This is a genomic window from Pseudonocardia halophobica (assembly GCF_050948485.1).
Classification (GTDB): Bacteria; Actinomycetota; Actinomycetes; order Mycobacteriales; family Pseudonocardiaceae; genus Pseudonocardia; species Pseudonocardia halophobica.
In genome coordinates this window covers 6,045,257-6,060,602 of record NZ_CP192046.1, presented here as the reverse complement: position 1 = coordinate 6,060,602, position 15,346 = coordinate 6,045,257, and the positions used below count along the sequence as shown (strand labels likewise).

Below are 15,346 nucleotides of genomic sequence, written 5' to 3'. Positions count from 1 at the left end.
GTCCGGCCTCCACGTCGGGGTGTCCGAGTTCGTCGAGCATCGCCGTGATGAGGTGCAGGTTCATTCGGCACACCAGGGTGGTGTGCTCGCGGGCCAGTGCGTGGAAGGGCCAGTTTCCGAGCGCGAGCACGCCGTGCTCGACGCGAGGTTCGTATCCGTACAGGCCGAGCACGGCGGCGAGGTCCTCGAGCTGGGTGGCCTGGGTGCCCGCGTCGCGCCGGCGCTGCTCGGCACCAAGCCGGTGCCCGGCGTGCGCGACCGCGCGCTGCACCGCCTCGAGAACAGGCGCACCGTCGCGGGCGGCCTCCTCGACAGCCCCGGCCAGGATCTGGCCGGCCAGGCCGTACTGGCGCGGGGGCAGTGTGACCGCAACCTGGCGGTCCGAGCGCCCTTCGTCGGGCGGCCCGCGCCCGGGCCGCGCCGGCCGGTCAGGCGCCGAAGTTCGGTGTCGAGCAACCCCTCCTCCACCAGCTTGTCCAGGTGGAACTTCGCGGTGTGCCGCGGCAGCTCGGTACCCACGGCGGCCTGATCTCGGCTCACCGGCTGCGGCTGCGCGACGACGTAGAGGTACAACGCGCGCCGGACCGGCTCGGCGAGCGCGCCGACCCCGCTGACCTGCGCGACGAAGTCCTCGTCGAACGAGCCCACCACCTTCTAAAAGACACGAGCATTGACCTAAGAATATCCACAGTCTAGCGTTCACAGAAGTCTCCTTTAGAAGCGAGGAAGCCATGACCACCCACCGCGACGTCCCCGCCGACGTCCCCGCCCCCTCCGCCGCCAGCTCCGGACTGGCCGCACACCAGGCGTTTCTGCTGCTGCGCACGGTGTTCACGGTGGCACCGGTGCTGTTCGGGCTGGACAAGTTCTTCGGGCTGCTCACTGACTGGGAGCAGTATCTGGCCCCTCAGATCGACGCCCTGATCCCCGGCACCGCGCACCAGGCGATGCTCGCGGTCGGGGCCGTGGAGATCCTCGCCGGGCTGCTGGTCGCGGTGCTGCCCCGCATCGGCGGATACGTCGTCGCCGCCTGGCTGGCCGGCATCATCGTCAACCTGCTGCTCATCGGCGGTTTCTACGACATCGCCCTGCGCGACTTCGGGCTGCTCGTGAGCGCCCTCGCGCTCGCCCGACTCGCCCCCGCGGTCAGCCTCCGCGGCCGCCGGGCACGGGCATCATGACCTCCTCGGCTCCGGCCCCGGTCTCGGCCCCGTTCCCACCGGCCACCCCGCTACGGGTGGTGCCCTCGTCGCCGAGGATGGACCTCACGGCCGCGGAGCGGGCCGCCGCAGAATTCCTGGCCGCGCTCGGGGTGGCCACGCACACCGGCGCGATGGCCGACACGCCGCGGCGGATGGCGCGCGCCTACGCCGAGATGCTCACCCCGCGCCCCTTCGACCTCACCACCTTTGCCAACGACGAGCACTACGACGAACTGGTCCTCGCCCGCACCATCCCGATGCACGCGATCTGCGAGCATCACATGCTGCCCTTCCTGGGAGTCGCCCACGTCGGCTACTTGCCGGGGCAGCGGATCCTCGGGCTGTCCAAACTCGCGCGCGTGGTCGAGCTGTTCGCCCGCCGCCCCCAGGTCCAGGAACGACTGACCAAACAGATCGCGGACTGGCTGCAGACCCACCTCCAACCGCGCGGGGTCGGAGTGGTCATCGAGGCCGAGCACCTGTGCATGCGGGTGCGCGGCGTCTGCGCCGCCGGCACCAGCACGATCACCTCGACGCTGCTCGGGACGCTGCGCGAGGACCCGCGCTCGCGCGCGGAGTTCCTGGCCCTCACCACCGCCGCCCCGGCGACCCCCGCCGGTAGCCGTCATGGCTGACCCACTGGGTGAGCTGACCCGGGCCGGGGTGGCGATCTGGCTCGACGACCTGAGCCGGGCCCGGCTGGTCGAGGGCAGCCTCGCCCGACTGATCCGCGACTGCCACGTGGTCGGTGTCACCACCAACCCCACCATCTTCGCGAAGGCGATCAACGGCAGCGACCACTACGACCGGCAGATCCGCGAACTCGCCGGCCGGGGCGTCGACGTCGAGGAGGCGCTGCGCCTGATCACGGGACAGGATGTGGCCGAGGCGTGCGACCTGCTGCGCCCGGCGTACGACACCAGTGGGGGCGTGGACGGACGGGCGTCGATCGAGGTCGACCCACGCCTGGCCCACGACACTGAGGGGACGGTGGCCGAGGCCCGTCGGTTGTGGTCGCTGGTGGACCGGCAGAACCTGTTCATCAAGATCCCCGCAACACCGGCCGGGCTGCCGGCCATCACCACCTGCCTGGCCGAGGGCATCAGCATCAACGTGACCCTGATCTTCTCCCGGCCGCGCTACACCGAGGTGATGGACGCCTTCCTCGACGGTATCGAGCGGGCCCACGCCGCCGGTCGCGACCTGGCCCGGCTCGCCTCGGTCGCCTCGTTCTTCGTCAGCCGCGTCGACACCGAGATCGACCGGCGCCTGGATGCCATCGGCTCTGCGGAGGCCAAGGCGGTGCGGGGCGCTGCCGCGATCGCCAACGCCCGGCTCGCGTACCGGACCTACGACGAGGTCTTCACCTCCGACCGCTGGCACGCACTCGGCCGGGCCGGGGCCCGGCCACAGCGGCGCTGTGGGCTTCCACCGGAGTGAAGGACCCGGCCTACGCCGACACCCGCTACGTCCTCGACCTGGTCACCAGCGGGGTGGTGAACACGATGCCCGAAGCGACGCTGCGCGCCGTGGCCGCCCACGGCGTCCTGCGCGGCGACACGGTCCGCCCCGGTTACGACGACGCCGCCGCGGTGATGACCGCACTAGCGGACCTCGGCATCGACTACGACGACGCGATGCACAAGCTCGAGCACGACGGCCTGACCACCTTCGAGGGGTCCTGGGCCGCACTGGCCGACACCCTCGAGCACAAGCTCGCCGCCGCCAACCGCGGCGGCGGAGAGGATGACCCCCCATGAGCGAGTCCGGCACGTTCGCCATCGTCGGCGCCGGCCTGGCCGGCGCCAAGACCGCAGAAGCGCTGCGCGCCCACGGCTTCGACGGAGGCATCGTCCTGCTCGGCGCCGAACCGCACCGGCCCTACGAGCGGCCACCGCTGTCCAAGGGCTACCTGCAGGGCAACGCCGAGCGCGACACGATCTTCGTGCACTCCCCGACCTGGTACACCGAGCACAAGGTCGACCTCCGACTCGACACCGTGGTGACCGCGATCGACCGCCACGACCACGAGCTCACGACCCGCGGCGGTGAGCGGCTGCGTTACGACAAGCTGCTCCTGGCGACCGGCGCGACACCACGGCGGCTACCGGTGCCGGGCTCCGATCTCGAGGGCGTGCGTTATCTCCGGACCCTCGACGACTCGGACCGGCTCAAGGCCGAACTCCGCCCCGGCGCCAGAGTGGTGATCATCGGTGGCGGCTGGATCGGCTTGGAGACCGCCGCAGCAGCCCGCACGGCCGACGCCGAGGTCATGGTGCTCGAGCATGCCGAGCTGCCCCTGCTGCGGGTTCTCGGTCCCGAGATGGGGAAGATCTTCGCCCAGCTGCACATCGAGCACGGCGTCACGCTGCGCTGCGGGGTCAGCGTTTCGGCTCTGCAGCCCGGCGCCGACCCGGCGCACGTCGGCGCGGTGCAACTCACCGACGGCACCGTCCTCGACGCCGACCTTGTCATCGTCGCTGTGGGGGTCACCCCGAATGTCGATCTGGCCCGATCGTGCGGCCTGAACGTCGACAACGGCGTTCTCGTGAACCGGCACCTGGTCACCTCGGACAACGATATCCTCGCCGCCGGTGACGTCGCCAACGCCTACCATCCGCTGCTGTGCCGGCAGCTGCGCGTCGAGCACTGGGCCAACGCACTGCACCAACCGGTCGTCGCCGCTGCGACCATGCTCGGGGAGACCGCCTCCTACGACCGGCTGCCGTACTTCTTCACCGACCAGTACGACCTGGGCATGGAATACACCGGCTACACCGAGCCCGGCGGCTACGACCAGGTAGCCTTCCGAGGCGACCTGGACGCCCGGGAGTTCATCGCGTTCTGGCTGCACGACGAGCGCCTGGTGGCTGCGATGAACGTCAACGTCTGGGACGTCACCGAGCCGATCCGGGAACTGATCCGCTCCGGTGAGCGGGTCGACGCCACCGAACTGGCTGACCTCAACGTCCCCCTCGCCCAGCTCGTCAGAAATTGACCCGCTCAGTGAGCGCAAGCTCGCGGCCTGCCCCTGACCTGGCGCGGCCGCGCTTGGTAGCTCGGTAGCGAGAACTCGCTGCCATTGGATGCGGGCCCAGGTTCAATCTGGCCCCGGGCTTTTCCTGCGCACGCTTCAGGCGAAGGTGTCGCCGCAGCATTCCGGTGCTGGCTCGCTGTGCCCCAAGCGGATCTGCGTCGATGAGGCCAGAATGTGGCGGTTACCAGGTCGTCGTGGCTTGCCCTACGGGGTGCCTGCTTCCGGCTGCGGCTCGTCCGGCTTGTCGGAGGCGGGAACGGGAGCGGTCTCTCCCAGGGTGTGCAGGGCGAGCGTGGAGTGGGCGAAGGCCCCGCCGGCGCGCATCTCGGCTGCGACCCAGATGGCCTCCATGATCTCTTCGGAACTGGCGCCCTTGCGCTGGGCGAGGCGGGTGTGCCCGGTGATGCAGTACGGGCACTGGGTCACGTGAGCGACGGCGACGGCGATGAGCTGTTTGGTCTTCTGCGGGAGCGCACCGTCGGCGAAGACCGTGCGGCTGAAGCTGTGGAAGGCCTGGTCGATCTCGGGGGCGAGTTGGCGGCGGCGGGCCCCGATCTCGGGGGTCGCCGCCGGGTAAATGTCCTCACTTGGTCCCGAGCCGCTCATTGCTGGGCCTCCTCGATGCCGGTGAGCTCCCCTGACGCGGGGATGCCCTGGTGGCGGGAGCCGCTCTGGCCTTGCATGTCCTGCACGACCGCCGGGTCGACCAGTGTGGAGGTGTCTCCCAGCGGTTCGCCCTCGGCGAGGTTCTTGAGCAGCCTTCGCATGATCTTCCCGGAGCGGGTCTTGGGCAGATCGGAGCTGAAGATGATCTGCGCGGGCCTGGCGAGCTTGCCGATCTGGGTGGCCACGTGGTCGCGCAGGGCGGCGGCCAGTTCATCGGAGCCGGTGGCGTTGTCTTTCACTGCGACGAAGGCGACGATCGCCTGCCCGGTGTCGGGGTCGCGCCGGCCGGTGACTGCTGCCTCCGCGACCGCGGGGTGGTCGACCAGCGCGCTCTCCACCTCGATCGTGGAGATCCGGTGCCCCGACACGTTGGTCACGTCGTCGATGCGCCCCAGCAGCCAGAAGTCCCCGTCGTCGTCGATGCGCGCGCCGTCGCCGGCGAAGTAGGCGTCGGGGTACTTCGACCAGTAGCTCTGCCGATAGCGCTCGTCGTCGCCGAACAGGCCGCGCATCATCCCCGGCCACGGCTGGCGCAGCACGAGGTTGCCGCCTTCGCCCGGCCCGACGAGCGCGCCGTTGTCGTCGTAGACCGCGGCGTCGACGCCGGGGAACGGCTTGCCTGCCGAACCCGGCTTCAGGGTGCTCACCCCGGGCAGCGGGGAGATGAGGATGTGGCCGGTCTCGGTCTGCCACCAGGTGTCCACCACCGGGCAGGTGCCGCCTCCGATGTGCGTGCGGTACCACTCCCAGGCCTCGGGGTTGATCGGCTCGCCGACGCTGCCCAGGACGCGCAGGGAGGACAGGTCGTGGGCCTGTGCGTGTGCGGGCCCCCACTTCATGTGGGTGCGGATGGCGGTGGGGGAGGTGTAGAGGACGTCGACGCCGTAGCGTTCGATGATCGACCACCAGACGTCACGGTCCGGATGTGCCGGGGTGCCCTCGTAGAGCACGCTGGTCGCGCCGTTGGCCAGGGGCCCGTAGACGATGTAGGTGTGCCCGGTGATCCAGCCGATGTCGGCTGCGCACCAGTACACGGAGTCGTCTTTCAGGTCGAAGACGTAGTGATGGGTTGTGGCGGCGCCGAGCAGGTAGCCGGCCGTGGTGTGCACGACGCCCTTGGGCTTGCCGGTGGTGCCGCTGGTGTAGAGCAGGAACAGCAGGTCCTCCGAGTCCATCGGCTCGCACGGGCAGCTGGCCGGGTCGTCGGACCGTCCTGCGATCAGATCGTCCCAGTACAGGTCGCGCGGAGAGTGCATCGCGACGTCCCCGCCGGTGCGCCGGACCACGACGACGCGCTCGACCTGCGTACCCGTCTCGGCGAGCCCGGCGTCGGCGTTGGCCTTCTGCGGCCACACCCGCCCGGCCCGGACCGCCTCGTCCTGCGTGATCAGCACGGTGCAGCCCATGTCGGCGACCCGCTCGGCAACGGCCTTTCCGCTGTATCCGCCGAAGATCACGGTATGCGGTGCGCCGAGGCGGGCGCAGGCGAGCATGGCGATGGGCAGCTCGGCGATCATCTGCAGGTAGATCCCGACGGGGGTGCCTTTGCCGACGCCCAGAGATCTCAGCCCGTTGGCGAATTGCACGACTCTGCGCTGAAGTTGGGCGTAGGTCAGGTCCGTGCAGGCCGCCGAGCCGGGGCCGTCGTCGGGCACCAGGTGAAAGGCGACGCGGTCGCCCTGGCCGTGTTCCACCCAGCGATCCACGCAGTTGTAAGTGGCGTTGAGGCGCCCACCCAGGAACCACTGCGCGTAGGGCCGCTCCCAGCGCAGCACCGTGGTGTACGGGCTGAACCAGTCGAGTCGCCGACCGGCCTCGCGGTCCCAGAACTCCTCGAGGCCCGATTCGTAGAGCTCAGCGGAGGCATTCGAGGCCTGGGCGAGCTCCGGGCCGGGCTGGTAGCGGCGCGAGCTCGTACTCAGCGCGTCAATCTTCGTCATGCTGTCCCTCTGCTCCCTCGGGTGGCCGACGCGGGCCTGGCTCGGCCTGCAACACATCCGGCGATCCGTCTGGCCCGGGTCTCGCCGGCCCGTACACCCCTGCGCAGCTCGACACCGGCCCGCGCATCGGCGACGTTGCGGCTCCGACCCGGCGGTATCGCCCTCTGACAGGAGGGCTCGAAGTGCCCAACCGGAGCCTGCTCGATCGGCCGCAGCGTCAGTAGCGGCCAGGGCGTTGCCAGGCGGGGCGAGCCGGTGCGGCGACGCCGGCCGAGCTCGGTGTCCAAGAGCGGACACGGCCCCCGCAGCAGCAAGCCCGTGACCAGCACCTCCAACACAGTCATCAAGCCCCGATGAGCAGCCCTGCCACGGTCATCTGCGAGACAGCTGCTACGCGAGCTTCTGACCAGGGGGCCCAGAGCCATGACACGCCTCCGAAAGTGGGTGCCGACCTGTCGAGACGAATCCCTTCAACAGAAGTATCGTAACACGATATAAACGGGAGAGCCAGGGCGCCTGCCCACTTCTCAGGGAGAAGGATCAGCCGGACGAGGGTGGACCGAACCCGATCTGCAGCCCGGATCGGCGTTGGTGCCCGGTGAGGTAGGCCAGGCCGCGAGCGCCGGCGGTGAGCTTGCGGGTCGATCCGCGGGGTAGCCACAGCAGTTCCCCGGCGGTCAGTGTCAGGGTGGTGCCGTTGGTCTCGACGCAGCCTGTGCCGGAGAGGATCACGACCAGGACGTCGAGGTCTGGCTCCGCGTGTGTCTCGATGGTGTGGCCCGCGGCGAGGTTGACGACGTTGGCGTCCAGCTGCCGGCCCGGCTCGGCGAGCCGCCAGCTCGGGCCGGGTGGCAGAGCGGTGTGGTCGGCGAGCACATGGTGCATGTCATGGACGACGCCGGGAGTCCTTACCATCCCCTCAGGTCTCCTGGAGCGCTTTGGTGATCTGGACGCGCCACTGCGCGGGACCGGTTTCCAGGTAGGTCCAGCCGAATTGGTCCGGGTAGGTGGCCTGGAACTGGCGGTGCAGCGGCTTGGGGTCGTGGTTGTTGACCAGGACGAACGACTCTCCGGGTGCGAGGCGAGCGTAGATGCCGAAGATGCGGGGGTGGCGGCGACCGTGGGGGATCTCCCGCACGTCGAGCACGTCGGGAACCTCTAGGTGCCCGCGGGCCAGGAGAGTGAACACGTCCTCGGCGAGGTCCGAGAGTTCCACTCCGGGCAGCTCGGCCAGTGCTGGCAGCAGGAGAAGCTGTTCGATCTCGGCGCAGGCCCGCAGCAGCGTCAGGATGGCATGCGCGGCTTCGTTCACCTCGTCGGCTGTGTTCGCCTGCGCAAGGCGGGCGACGCGCCGCTGGATCATCTCGTGCTGCAGGCGCAGGGACCGCACGAGCAGGCGGGTCTCCTCGGCGCCCGCGGCGACCGCGTAGAGGACACGATCCGTTGCCTCCAGGTGTCGGCGCACTAGGGACGAGCAGAACTCGACCAGTGAGTCCTGGGCCTCCTCGCGGCGCACCAAGGACAGGCCGAACCCGGTGGCGAGCTCGACCTTCGCCGCCAGGTCGGCAAGCATCTCCGCGTCGCGGTCGAGCAGCAGTGCATACGCTCGCCTCGCCGGGTCGTCTTCGGTGCCCAGAATGTGGATCTCGGTTGCTGAGGACACGTCGTGCTCCTGCCTGCCGGTCTGGCTGTCGGTTTGCCGATGCAGCACCTGGTGTTGCGCCTGGAGGTGGCCCGCCTCGTCGGCGACTGTCTCGACGGTGAGCATCTCGACGGTGAGTGTGGGTCGAGCCGGGTCACTGCGACGGCCCTCCGAAGAACCGGTGATGGTCCTTGGCACGCCGATGAGTCGGCGGTGTCTCTCGCGTGGCGTTGTCGGCACGCTCCACATCGGCTCGCCCCACATCGGCACGGCCTGCCTGGTCGGGGCGCTGCGAAGTGTGGCGGCGGCCTGCTCTGCGGGGTACCACGAGTACCGGGGCTGCGATGTGTTCCAGGACCGCGTGGGAGATCGGCTGGCAGTTCAGTATCGGCATGCCGCGATGGAGGTTCGAGCCGACCACGACCAGGGCGGCGCCGGCGGCTCGCCTGCTTAACGCCTCGACCGGGCCGACGGTATCGATCGCGATGATGACCGGGACGTCGGGGTAGGCGGCACGCCCGGCCTGCAACGCACGTTCGATGCTCCCGCGAGCGGTGCTCGACCAGGCCTCGGTGTAGGCCGGAGGATCCGGGGGCTTGTGGGCGTGGACGACCAGGAGCGGAACTTGACGCTGGACCGCAGCATGGAAGGCGGCATGGATCGCGGGGGTGGCCCGACCCGAGCCGTCCACCCCCAGGACGACACGCGGGCTGCTGCGGGCACGCTGGGGAACCTGCCGGTCACGGATGACCGCGACCGGACAGGAAGCCCATTTGATCAGACGCGGGCGGGGGACGCATCGGCGCTGCCCGGGGCCGGCCACTCCGACGACGAGCAGCGCCGCGTCCCGGCTCCAGTCGAGCAGCACCTGGGCGGCGAGGCCTGAGGCCAGGTGCGCGGACACCGAGACATCCGAAGCGATGTCGCGGACGCGACGGACCGCCGCCCGCAGCACCCGCTCGCCGGCTTCGCGAGCAGCGCAGATCTCATCGACGGGAACGACGATGCCGTAGGGGTCGGGCGGGACCGGGCAGTATCGTGCATGGACGATCCGCAGCTCGGTCCCCCGGGCTGCCGCCTCGGCGGTAGCCCAGTCCAGAGCCGCCAGTGAGGACGGGTGCTCGTTCACGCCGACGACGACATCCCCCACAATGCGCCGCTTCATGGCACAGCCCGGTCATCCGCAGTCAGGACGTCGGCACAGAACGTCGAGTGGCCCTGACGCGGATAGACGGACTTCAACGTCGCGTCGAGCCCGGCCGCCAGGTCCGAGCTCTGTCCGCCGGGCATGTCGGAGGCCGTCGCGCCGGGCGGGGTCGACCGCTCGAGAAACCGCAGCAGTTCGACGGGGAAGGGCAGGACCAGGGTGGAGTTCTTCTCCGCCGCGACCTCGACGACGGTCTGCAGCAGCCGCAGCTGCAGCGCCGCCGGGTGGGCGGTCATCACCTCGGCCGCCTCCGCGAGCTGCTTGGAGGCCTGCAGCTCGCCCTCGGCCGTGATCACCCGGGAGCGGCGCTCGCGCTCGGCCTCGGCCTGCCGCGACATCGAGCGCTTCATCGACTCCGGCAGCACCACGTCCTTGATCTCCACGCGGTCGATGTGCACGCCCCAGCCGACCGCCGGGTTGTCGATCATCAGCTCGAGGCCCTGGTTGAGCCGCTCGCGGTTGGACAGCAGGTCGTCGAGCTCGCTCTTGCCGATGATCGAGCGCAGCGAGGCCTGGGCGACCTGCAGGATCGCCGAGCCGTAGTCCTGGACGTCGACGGCCACCCGGACCGGGTCGACCACGCGGTAGTAGACGACGGCGTCGACCCGGACGGTGACGTTGTCGCTGGTGATCCCGTCCTGCGCCGGGATCGGCAGGGTGATCACCTGCAGACTGACCTTGTGCAGGTGGTCGGCCACCGGGACCAGCAGCGCGAGTCCCGGTCCCAGGGTCCGCGGGCGCACCCGGCCGAACCGGAACACCACCCCCCGCTCGAACTCCTGCACCACCCGCACGCTCGTCGCGGCGCCCAAGAAGCACAGTGCCCCCACCGCGATCAAGATCCATAGAACGACCATCAGATGCCTCCGATCGGGAAGATTCGATGCTGCCCAAGGACGTGCGGCCCGGCGGATCGCGCCGGCACAGCTGGTGAGGAGGTCGTCATGAGGGGGACGACCCGACGAAGAGGTTCGGGTACCGCCAAGCCAGCCACACCAGCCCGGTGGTCAGCATCGCCGCCACGGCTCCGGCCGGCGTGCCGAGGAGCAGCAGAAGGACCCCCACGGACACGGCGATGACCAGGGCGATGCGGGTCCCGCGTCGATGCCGGAACTGCGCAGACATCCGCTGCTGCCCGCGGTCGAACCTCACGACGAACTCCGGGTCCTCCATCGAGAGGTTCCACTCGAGCTCGTCCAGCGTGCGGTGATCATGTTCGTCGAACACCACGCACCTCCTACTTCACAAGCACACAGACGAGTTATATCGTAGTACGATAGAAACGGCAAGGAGGGTCCAACCGTGGACTGGAAGGTGGTCTCGTCACACTGTGACCGTGCAGCAGGAGAACCGGGCAGAGCCGACGCCCTTGACCAAGCAGGACTTCGAGGCCCTTGCCCGGTTCCGCTTCGGCATCCGCCGCTACCTGCGGTTCAGCGAGGAGACCGTGCGCCGCCACGGCATCACCCCGCAGCAGTATCAGCTACTGCTCGCACTCAAGGGCTTCCCCGGACGCGAGTGGGCCACCGTGGGCGAGCTGGCCGAACGCCTGCAACTTCGCCACCACAGCACCGTCGAGCTGGTGAACCGAGCCCAGGGGCAGAAACTGGTGCAGCGGGCCCACGATCCCGACGACGCCCGGGTGGTGCGGGTCGGCCTGACCTCGGCCGGGGAGCAGATCCTGGCCGAACTGAGCGCGCTGCACCGAAGCGAGCTGGAGCGAATGAGCACCGTCCTCGCCCTGCCCAGCTGGGAGGCGCCCGAGCCGGCCAGCTTCCCGTCGGATGCAGACAGCCCGGACTGACCGCGCCCGCGTGGACACCCCAACATGCGTGATCGGCTCGCCGGGCAATTATGTCGTAACACGATAGAACTTCTGTGGCCGGAGGAGCCATGTCCAGCAGCGAACAGCGGCGTGAGCTCGGCGATGTCGAGGTGAACCGCCCCCGGCTGCGTGCAGCAGGGCTACGGGTGACCAGGCCTCGTCTTGCCGTTCTGCGGGTGCTTGATCGGGCCAGAGCCGGGCAGGGACACCTCACAGTGGCGACTGTTGCGGCGCAGGCGCGCATCGAGCTCGGCAGCCTATCCGCACAGGCTGTCTACGACTGCTTGGCCGCGCTGCACGGCGTCGGGCTGGTCCGGCGGGTCGAGTTCGCTGGGCACCCGACGCGATACGAGACCAGAGTCGGCGACCACCACCACCATCTGGTGTGCCGCGGATGCGGTCACATCCGCGACCTCGCACGCGCCACGGGGCACCCAGCCTGCCTAACCCCGCCCACTGCGGTCGGCTTCGTCGTCGACGAGGTGGAGGTGACGTTCTGGGGCCGATGCTCTCGATGTGCCCCAGCCGCGTCGAAGCTGGCCCGCAATCCCGCAAGACCCGTCCTTCCCCCTTACTGACGCGAGAAAGGTACGCCATGGCTACAGAGACCACCCGGCAACCCGAATCCGGTACCGCTCGAGCAGTGCTGACCACTCGTCAGGGCCACCCCGTCCACGACAACCAGAACCAGCGCACCATCGGCGCCCGCGGCCCGGCGACGCTGGAGAACTACCAGTTCCTCGAGAAGATCAGCCACTTCGACCGGGAGCGGATCCCGGAACGGGTGGTGCACGCCCGGGGCACTACCGCCTTCGGCTACTTCGAGGCCTACGGCAAGGTCGATGACCAGCCCGCCTCCACCTACACCCGGGCGAAGCTGTTCCAGGAGCCGGGCAAACGCACCGAGCTCGCCGTCCGCTTCTCCACCGTGGCCGGCGGGCGCGATTCCTCGGAAGTCGCCCGCGACCCTCGCGGCTTCGCGGTGAAGTTCTACACCGAGGACGGGAACTGGGACCTCGTGGGCAACAACCTGGGTGTCTTCTTCATTCGGGACGCGATCAAATTCCCTGATCTCATCCACTCCCAGAAGCCGGACCCGGTGACGTTCGAACGTCAGGACCCCAATCGCGTCTTCGACTTCATCAGCCAGACTCCCGAAGCGCTGCACATGGTCACTCTCGTGTTCAGCCCACGAGGCATCCCCGCGAGCTACCGCACCCAGCAGGGCTTCGGAGTGAACACCTACAAGTGGGTCAACGCTGCAGGCGAGACCAAACTGATCAAATACCACTGGCTGCCGAAACAGGGTGTTGAGTCCTACACCGCGCAGGACGCCGCCAACGTCCAGGCCAACGACCTGGGCTCACACACCCGCGATCTGTACGATGCCATCGATCGTGGTGACTTCCCGGAGTGGGAGCTGCTCGTCCAGATGATGGACGACCACGACCACCCCGAGCTCGACTTCGACCCGCTCGACGACACCAAGGTATGGCCGGAGGAGCAGTTCCCGCTGCAGCCAGTCGGCCGCATGGTGCTCGACCGAGCCCCGGACGACATCTTCACCGAGAACGAGCAGATCGCGTTCGGCACCGGTGTGCTCGTCGACGGTCTCGATTTCTCCGACGACAAAATGCTCGTGGGCCGGACCTTCAGCTACAGCGACACCCAGCGCTACCGGGTGGGCCCCAACTACTTGCAGCTGCCGGTCAACTCGGCCAAGGGCACTGAGGTCGCCACCAACCAGCGCGACGGCCAGATGGCCTACAGCGTCGAGCTGGGAGAGGGTCAGAATCCGCACGTGAACTACGAGCCCTCGATCCTCGGCGGCTTGAGCGAGGCCAGGTCCCCGGCCCACGATGAGCAAGGTCCGCAGATCGTCGGTCGGCTGACTCGTCGGCGCATCCCACGGACCAACGACTATGCCCAAGCCGGGGAGCGCTACCTGCTCTCCGAGCAGTGGGAGCGCGACGACCTCGTCATCAACCTGATTGGTGTGCTGAGCCAGTGCGACCGTGCCATCCAGGAGCGGATGGTCTGGCACCTTCTCTTGGCCGAGGACGAGCTGGGCTTGCGCGTCGGTGAAGGCCTGGGGATCAACGTCGTCGACGTCGGGCACCTCGAGCCGCTGCCCACCCAGACGTTGTCCGATGGAGAGCGGGCGCGACTGGCCAACCTCGGTAAGAACGGCCCCCGCGACGTCGAGGGTCACGTCATGACCCACTGTGTCCCGAACAAGCGTGTCGTTGTTGGGCGCTGACCACCGACCCGGCCATTTCGCTATTGACGCCCACGGCGGGGCCGGGCCCGGGTGACACACAGACCATCATCCGGCGCGCCTCGTTCGTCCTTGCCGCCCAATGGTCTGCACCGGGCCGCGTCGGCCTCCTTCCGCAGGTTGCGCAGCAGACCGACGTGCGGGTGCCTCGGCTGCTCGGGCGACCCCCGGGGCTGCGCACCCCACCGTACCGACATGGGCATATCGGTACGGTGGGGTGCTCAGCGAGGCTCGGCAAGGTGAGGTAGGGGTGGCGAGGTAGTCATGTACCGCGTCTGCACAGTAGGGCACTCGACTCGCGAGTTCGATGAAGTAGTGGAGATGCTGCGGAACAATAACGTCACCTGCCTGGTCGATGTACGAAGGTTCCCTTCATCGAGGAAGTTCCCTCAATGGGACCAGTCGGCGATCGTGGAGGCGCTGTCCGACCATATCGAATATCAGTGGATTCCGCAGTTGGGTGGTCGCCGACACACGCCAAAGGGGCAGTCGAGCATGAATGGTGGATGGCGAGTTCGGGCGTTCCGCGATTACGCCGACTACATGGCGTCAGAGTCTTTCAAGGAAGGCCTGAAGGAGTTGCTGGAGCTGGCGGAGCAGGAACGGCCAGCGATCATGTGCAGCGAGGCGATGCCATGGCGTTGCCATCGCAGCTTGATCACGGATGCTCTGATCGTGGCGAACGTCGACGTCGTGCACATCATGTCGATCACCTCGACAAGGCGTGCGGCCCTGCACCAGCACGCGCAGGTCCAGGACGGCCAGCTGACGTATCCGCCCCGATCGTGACATCGGATGAGCACACCGGAGATGGGCACACCGGGAGGACCATCGTCGCGACTGTGCGGGAGGTGGTCACCTCGATCCCAGCCGGCTTCGTGGCGTCCTACGGAGATGTCGCCAGACGGATCGGTGCGGGCCCACGACAGGTGGGACGCGCCATGGGCCTACTCGACGACGACACCCCGTGGTGGCGCGTCGTCTACGCCGACGGAACACCCGCGTCATGCCACGGCGGAAGGGCAGCCGAGCTCCTCAAGGAAGAGGGGACGCCCATGATGGCAGGACGGGCCCAGATGCACCGCGCGCGGCATCACTGGGACGCCCCGGACTGATGTTGTACGTGCCGGAGCGAACTATGTCGTAGTCCGATAGAATTCGGGTGGGCCGGAGGTGTGTCATGGCCAGCGACCAGGAGTGGCAGGACATACGCGCGATCGCGCGTGTACTCGCCCAGGATCTGCGCATGACCCGGGCTTTCGACCGACACGAGCGCAGGCTGCGCGATCGGCGCTACCGCCGGGGCGTTCGAATCACCGTGATGGCCGCGCTTCTGGTCGCAATGCTGCTGTTGGCCCTCGGACTGCCGATGGCGGCGCTGGCTGCGCTCATCACCTCCGGTCTGGCCTGGCTGACGTGGCATTGCCCGGACAGCACAAGCTGGCAGTAGGACCCTTCAGAGTCCGGGGTCTCCGGTAGTTCGATCGCGGGCTTCGGTAGACGCGGCGCCCGGGGAATGTCCATGGCCAGGTACACCGTGGGCTCGAAC

18 protein-coding genes and 1 pseudogene are annotated in these 15,346 nt (G+C 68.7%); 11 read left to right on the top strand and 8 right to left on the bottom strand.

The window, feature by feature from the left end:
- Positions 1 to 60: 60 nt before the first annotated feature.
- Positions 61 to 540 (bottom strand): hypothetical protein, encoded by a 480-nt coding sequence (locus ACQP04_RS28940; protein ID WP_433508456.1) that lies wholly within the window; start codon positions 538 to 540, stop codon positions 61 to 63.
- On the opposite strand from ACQP04_RS28940, the gene ACQP04_RS28935 reads away from it, so the two are divergent.
- From ACQP04_RS28935 to ACQP04_RS28915, 5 genes and pseudogenes are all read left to right on the top strand, one after another.
- Positions 481 to 696 (top strand): hypothetical protein, encoded by a 216-nt coding sequence (locus ACQP04_RS28935; RefSeq protein WP_433508521.1) that lies wholly within the window; start codon positions 481 to 483, stop codon positions 694 to 696. The two genes, ACQP04_RS28940 and ACQP04_RS28935, sit on opposite strands and share 60 nt — an antisense overlap.
- Positions 697 to 731: 35 nt before the next feature.
- Positions 732 to 1,181, top strand: a complete 450-nt coding sequence (locus ACQP04_RS28930; RefSeq protein WP_433503697.1) for a hypothetical protein — start codon at positions 732 to 734, stop codon at positions 1,179 to 1,181.
- Between the two features lie 77 nt (positions 1,182 to 1,258).
- Positions 1,259 to 1,837, top strand: coding sequence for a GTP cyclohydrolase I FolE (gene folE / locus ACQP04_RS28925; RefSeq protein ID WP_433503696.1), 579 nt, complete (start codon positions 1,259 to 1,261; stop codon positions 1,835 to 1,837).
- A pseudogene (gene tal / locus ACQP04_RS28920) lies at positions 1,830 to 2,962 on the top strand (transaldolase). The gene folE and the pseudogene tal overlap by 8 nt, the downstream one beginning before the upstream one ends.
- Complete coding sequence (locus tag ACQP04_RS28915) at positions 2,959 to 4,200, top strand: NAD(P)/FAD-dependent oxidoreductase (protein WP_433503695.1); 1,242 nt, start codon at positions 2,959 to 2,961, stop codon at positions 4,198 to 4,200. The pseudogene tal and the gene ACQP04_RS28915 overlap by 4 nt, the downstream one beginning before the upstream one ends.
- Before the next feature lie 243 nt (positions 4,201 to 4,443).
- Here the strand turns inward: ACQP04_RS28915 and ACQP04_RS28910 are convergent, their stop codons facing one another.
- From ACQP04_RS28910 to ACQP04_RS28880, 7 genes are all read right to left on the bottom strand, one after another.
- Positions 4,444 to 4,845, bottom strand: a complete 402-nt coding sequence (locus ACQP04_RS28910) for a carboxymuconolactone decarboxylase family protein (RefSeq protein WP_433503694.1) — start codon at positions 4,843 to 4,845, stop codon at positions 4,444 to 4,446.
- Positions 4,842 to 6,845 carry an acetate--CoA ligase gene (acs, locus tag ACQP04_RS28905; RefSeq protein WP_433503693.1) on the bottom strand — a complete coding sequence of 668 codons (2,004 nt, stop codon included), beginning with the start codon at positions 6,843 to 6,845 and terminating at the stop codon, positions 4,842 to 4,844. The genes ACQP04_RS28910 and acs overlap by 4 nt, the downstream gene beginning before the upstream one ends.
- Positions 6,846 to 7,385: 540 nt before the next feature.
- On the bottom strand, positions 7,386 to 7,730 hold the full coding sequence (locus ACQP04_RS28900; protein WP_433503692.1) for a cupin domain-containing protein: 345 nt from the start codon (positions 7,728 to 7,730) through the stop codon (positions 7,386 to 7,388).
- Between the two features lie 34 nt (positions 7,731 to 7,764).
- Positions 7,765 to 8,613, bottom strand: coding sequence for a DUF2249 domain-containing protein (locus tag ACQP04_RS28895; protein WP_433503691.1), 849 nt, complete (start codon positions 8,611 to 8,613; stop codon positions 7,765 to 7,767).
- Between the two features lie 28 nt (positions 8,614 to 8,641).
- Entirely contained in the window at positions 8,642 to 9,652 is a 1,011-nt protein-coding gene (locus tag ACQP04_RS28890) for a universal stress protein (RefSeq protein ID WP_433503690.1), read from the bottom strand.
- The gene (locus tag ACQP04_RS28885) at positions 9,649 to 10,551 is read right to left on the bottom strand and encodes a slipin family protein (protein ID WP_433503689.1); all 903 of its coding nucleotides are present in this window, start codon (positions 10,549 to 10,551) and stop codon (positions 9,649 to 9,651) included. The genes ACQP04_RS28890 and ACQP04_RS28885 overlap by 4 nt, the downstream gene beginning before the upstream one ends.
- A gap of 85 nt (positions 10,552 to 10,636) precedes the next feature.
- Positions 10,637 to 10,921 carry a DUF3040 domain-containing protein gene (locus tag ACQP04_RS28880; protein ID WP_433503688.1) on the bottom strand — a complete coding sequence of 95 codons (285 nt, stop codon included), beginning with the start codon at positions 10,919 to 10,921 and terminating at the stop codon, positions 10,637 to 10,639.
- 109 nt (positions 10,922 to 11,030) lie between these two features.
- Between ACQP04_RS28880 and ACQP04_RS28875 the strand changes: the two genes are divergently transcribed.
- The 6 genes from ACQP04_RS28875 (at position 11,031) to ACQP04_RS28850 (ending at position 15,247) form a co-directional block, all read left to right on the top strand.
- A complete protein-coding gene (locus ACQP04_RS28875; RefSeq protein WP_433503687.1) occupies positions 11,031 to 11,498 on the top strand; it encodes a MarR family winged helix-turn-helix transcriptional regulator in 468 nt (155 codons plus the stop codon).
- Positions 11,499 to 11,587: 89 nt separating this feature from the next.
- A complete protein-coding gene (locus ACQP04_RS28870; protein ID WP_433503686.1) occupies positions 11,588 to 12,097 on the top strand; it encodes a Fur family transcriptional regulator in 510 nt (169 codons plus the stop codon).
- A 65-nt stretch (positions 12,098 to 12,162) separates the two neighbouring features.
- On the top strand, positions 12,163 to 13,779 hold the full coding sequence (locus tag ACQP04_RS28865) for a catalase (RefSeq protein WP_433503685.1): 1,617 nt from the start codon (positions 12,163 to 12,165) through the stop codon (positions 13,777 to 13,779).
- Positions 13,780 to 14,112: 333 nt separating this feature from the next.
- Positions 14,113 to 14,586, top strand: a complete 474-nt coding sequence (locus ACQP04_RS28860; protein WP_433503684.1) for a DUF488 domain-containing protein — start codon at positions 14,113 to 14,115, stop codon at positions 14,584 to 14,586.
- Complete coding sequence (locus ACQP04_RS28855) at positions 14,583 to 14,912, top strand: MGMT family protein (protein WP_433503683.1); 330 nt, start codon at positions 14,583 to 14,585, stop codon at positions 14,910 to 14,912. The genes ACQP04_RS28860 and ACQP04_RS28855 overlap by 4 nt, the downstream gene beginning before the upstream one ends.
- A gap of 65 nt (positions 14,913 to 14,977) precedes the next feature.
- Entirely contained in the window at positions 14,978 to 15,247 is a 270-nt protein-coding gene (locus ACQP04_RS28850) for a hypothetical protein (RefSeq protein ID WP_433503682.1), read from the top strand.
- Positions 15,248 to 15,346 lie beyond the last annotated feature (99 nt).

Bases quoted from the DNA above. Each gene is read 5' to 3' on its own strand.
- ACQP04_RS28915 (WP_433503695.1), top strand. From the start codon at position 2,959: ATGAGCGAGTCCGGCACGTTCGCCATCGTCGGCGCCGGCCTGGCCGGC.
- ACQP04_RS28895 (WP_433503691.1), bottom strand. From the start codon at position 8,613: ATGCTCACCGTCGAGACAGTCGCCGACGAGGCGGGCCACCTCCAGGCG.
- acs (WP_433503693.1), bottom strand. From the start codon at position 6,845: ATGACGAAGATTGACGCGCTGAGTACGAGCTCGCGCCGCTACCAGCCC.
- ACQP04_RS28885 (WP_433503689.1), bottom strand. From the start codon at position 10,551: ATGGTCGTTCTATGGATCTTGATCGCGGTGGGGGCACTGTGCTTCTTG.
- ACQP04_RS28910 (WP_433503694.1), bottom strand. From the start codon at position 4,845: ATGAGCGGCTCGGGACCAAGTGAGGACATTTACCCGGCGGCGACCCCC.
- ACQP04_RS28850 (WP_433503682.1), top strand. From the start codon at position 14,978: ATGGCCAGCGACCAGGAGTGGCAGGACATACGCGCGATCGCGCGTGTA.
- ACQP04_RS28930 (WP_433503697.1), top strand. From the start codon at position 732: ATGACCACCCACCGCGACGTCCCCGCCGACGTCCCCGCCCCCTCCGCC.
- ACQP04_RS28900 (WP_433503692.1), bottom strand. From the start codon at position 7,730: ATGCACCATGTGCTCGCCGACCACACCGCTCTGCCACCCGGCCCGAGC.
- ACQP04_RS28890 (WP_433503690.1), bottom strand. From the start codon at position 9,652: ATGAAGCGGCGCATTGTGGGGGATGTCGTCGTCGGCGTGAACGAGCAC.
- ACQP04_RS28870 (WP_433503686.1), top strand. From the start codon at position 11,588: ATGTCCAGCAGCGAACAGCGGCGTGAGCTCGGCGATGTCGAGGTGAAC.
- folE (WP_433503696.1), top strand. From the start codon at position 1,259: ATGGACCTCACGGCCGCGGAGCGGGCCGCCGCAGAATTCCTGGCCGCG.